Here is a 2,804-nt window from a genome sequence, read left to right as displayed (position 1 = left end):
TGCTAGTGTGGCTCAACGGTAGAGCAGCTGACTTGTAATCAGCAGGTTGTAGGTTCGATTCCTATCACTAGCTCCAATCAAAACTCTTAGTTTATCTAAGAGTTTTTTTTATTTTCAAATTATGTTATATTTAAAAAGTAAAAAAATTAATTAAGAACGGATGATGAAAATATGGCTAAAAAAATAAAAATTCAAAGCCCTAAAATCCCAAAGGAATTAGAAATAACAAATGATATAATAGATGAAATTTGGGAAGAAGAAAAAATAGAAGATAAAATTATAGAAAATGCAACAATACAATCAATTTCAGATATTAGAGTTAGATTTAATACATGCATATTTAGAAATGTAAATTTTGATGATTGTGATTTTAGAAAAATAGACATGGTTGATGTAATATTTGACAATTGTAATTTATCTAATATTAATTTTGGAGATAGTGGAATATATAGAGTTGAATTTATAAATTGCAAATTAACAGGTGCAAGATTTGATGACTCTGTTTTAAAAAGCGTAGTATTTAAAGAAACTAAAGGACTTTATTCTAATTTTTCATTTTCAAAGATAAAAGGTGTTAGTTTTATAGAATCTGATTTTCAAGGGTCTGTATTTCAAGATATAGAAAATGAAACTTTAATAGTGGAGTCTACAAACTTTAATAGCTCTGTGTTTAGTGGGATTTCTTTGGATGGAGTTGATTTTTCAACATGCAGTATAGAAGGAATAGAAGTTGGGCTAAAAGACCTTTATGGAGGAAAATTTACAGTAGCTCAGGCTTTAGAATTAAGTAAATTAATGGGGATAACTATTGTATAGATTTAAAAACATGTTATCCACAGGTAAAATCCGAATTTTTAAAAACTTAACCTGTGTATAAAAATTTGATTAGTTCATACTCTCAAATTATATGATAGTTGTTAACAATATATAGAAGTGTTAAAAAAATAAGTAGAAGAAAATAAAGAGTTATTTCTTCTACTTATATCTTTCCCATCTTAAATCATTACCAACGAATTTAGTTATTCTAAATTTGTCCAAAATCCTAGATAAAGTTCTTTGTGTATAAACTTTTCCAAGTTGGGCAGGTGTTAGATTCGTTGATATTATTATTTTTTTGCCAGCAACTAAGCGAGTATTAACAATATTAAATATTTCACCACTTGTAAATGAATTATTAAGTTCAGTTCCTAAGTCATCTATAATAAGCAAATCACAGTCAAATAAATTTTTATAATTTTGATCAGCTAATTTATTATTAGGATCTTTTCTAAATTTATAATCCTCTATAATTTCTAGTATTCTAAAAGAAGTTTGATAAATAACAACATAACCTCTATCTAATAAATCTTTAGCTATACAGTTGCACATATAAGTTTTTCCTAAACCTGTAGAACCATAGAATAATAAATTTTCTTCGTTATCTTTATCAAAATCAAGTACAAATTTCTCACAAATAGAGAATATATCTAACATATTTTCTCTAGGGGACATTTTAGCACCTTCAGGTCTAATAGGTGAAAATATATCAAAATTAAAATTAGCGAAATTTTCGTTATTTAAAACCCTATCTAGATTAGACATCCTATATGCTTCATTAATAATTTCTTGTTTGAAGCATTTACATTTTTGGCCATTTGTTAAAAAACCAGTATCTTTACAGTTATCACAAGAATATTTAATTTCTAGATAATCTGAAGGAACACCATATTTAATAAGTAGCTCATCTTTTTTAGATTTAAGTTCATTTATCTTTTCTCTGGATTCATTAACTATTTTTTCTCTAGAATTAGGATCTAGTAATACCGCTTTAGCAAGTTTTAATCCAATTTTAGATATTTCATCTTCGATATTTTGTATCTCAGGTATTCTTGCGTATACTTCTTTTTTTCTGTTTTCTAATTCAAGTTCATCTTGATCTCTTCTTTGTTCATATTTTAGAAGTATATCTCTAATCTTGCCATCATTCATTTAATTCACCTACCTAAACTTCTCTTTCTGACTTTTTTCTATTATTTCATCTAATTCCTCAGATGTATATTGTGTAAAGGTCTCATTAAAATTATGGAACTTAGTTTTTTTATAAGTATCTCCATTTGTACTAGAAGTAGATACATGTTTAGGAGATGTTTCTTTAGGTTTTTGAGATTCCTCAGAAATTTTTAAATCATCTAAGTTTCTTATATTCTTAGTGTTCCAGCTTTTTATAATACCATTTATATAAGAAACTGATGGATTTGAAACATTTTTAGACTTCGAACAAGCCTCTAGTATAAGCTCAATATCCATATTAAATTTATCAAACCACTCATCTATTAATTGTTTTTCAGCTCTAGAAGGTTGTCTAGAAAAACCTAATTCATTGAATATAGTTTTATATAACATGTAACGTTCACTTCTAACAGCAAAACTATCTTTAACTTCTTCAGGAGTATATAAATTAGCATCATACCAATTTCTAATGATACCTTCTATATATTTTACAGGCTTAGAAGAACCAGTTTTAGCTTTAACATGTTCATAAGCGCACATTATCATGTCACTACTCATATTGTACTTGTTCATCATTTCTAAAATACTAAGCTTTTCTCCTTGATCAAGATATCTTCCTACAGTTTGATTTATAGAATTAAACATTTTTCTAATGTTTTCATTTTCTCCAACTTGAACAATACTGTCAGAGTTTGACTTAATAGATTTTGTATTAACTGAAATATTTTCTGTGTAGATTCTTTTTAAGTCTAAAAACTCTATAGAAAAATCAAAATCATCATAGCCTTCATTTTTATGCATTTTAACTATTTTTT

At 26.5% G+C, this 2,804-nt stretch carries 3 protein-coding genes and 1 tRNA gene; 2 read left to right on the top strand and 2 right to left on the bottom strand.

Annotated features, from left to right (window positions below; all coding sequences use genetic code 11):
- Position 1: 1 nt before the first annotated feature.
- Positions 2 to 76, top strand: a tRNA-Thr gene (locus BLP75_RS17915).
- A gap of 95 nt (positions 77 to 171) precedes the next feature.
- The gene (locus tag BLP75_RS17910; protein WP_092727898.1) at positions 172 to 816 is read left to right on the top strand and encodes a pentapeptide repeat-containing protein; all 645 of its coding nucleotides are present in this window, start codon (positions 172 to 174) and stop codon (positions 814 to 816) included.
- Positions 817 to 975: 159 nt separating this feature from the next.
- Here the strand turns inward: BLP75_RS17910 and BLP75_RS17905 are convergent, their stop codons facing one another.
- A complete protein-coding gene (locus BLP75_RS17905) occupies positions 976 to 1,968 on the bottom strand; it encodes an ATP-binding protein (RefSeq protein WP_092727897.1) in 993 nt (330 codons plus the stop codon).
- A 9-nt stretch (positions 1,969 to 1,977) separates the two neighbouring features.
- On the bottom strand, positions 1,978 to 2,804 hold an 827-nt coding region (locus BLP75_RS17900), incomplete at its 5' end, for a DnaD domain protein (protein ID WP_139149867.1).

It is taken from the genome of Romboutsia lituseburensis DSM 797 (assembly GCF_900103615.1).
Taxonomy (GTDB): Bacteria; Bacillota; Clostridia; order Peptostreptococcales; family Peptostreptococcaceae; genus Romboutsia_F; species Romboutsia_F lituseburensis.
The sequence above is the reverse complement of the archived record's forward strand: the minus strand, read 5'-3'. Positions and strand labels throughout refer to the sequence as shown.